The 254-nt window shown below is 59.4% G+C and carries 1 protein-coding gene; it reads right to left on the bottom strand.

Annotation, left to right across the window (positions count from 1 at the left end):
• The coding region (locus ACFVYJ_RS13845) for a hypothetical protein (RefSeq protein ID WP_463255448.1) at nt 1–254 on the bottom strand (254 nt) is incomplete at both ends.

Raw genomic sequence — 254 nt, 5'->3', positions numbered from 1 at the left:
GCCACCACAATTACCAAGGGATCGAAGTTGAAGCCCAGCAGAACCCCGATACCCAGAGCCCAGATGGTCGACACCACGCCACTGAGCAGAGGCAACAGGGTGCCGCGCCAGGTCCGGTTCAGCAGGAACAGGGCAAACAGCATGGCGCCCAGGGAGATCAGGGCAATGGAAACAGTTTCATCCAGGTAGAAGTCGACCCAACCGTAGAGAATGGGCTCCCCCACCACATGATGGGTTACCTGATCGGCCACCGG

The sequence above is a fragment of the Pontibacter sp. JAM-7 genome (assembly GCF_048548695.2).
Lineage (GTDB): Bacteria > Pseudomonadota > Gammaproteobacteria > Pseudomonadales > Balneatricaceae > Neptuniibacter.
The sequence above is the reverse complement of the archived record's forward strand: the minus strand, read 5'-3'. Positions and strand labels throughout refer to the sequence as shown.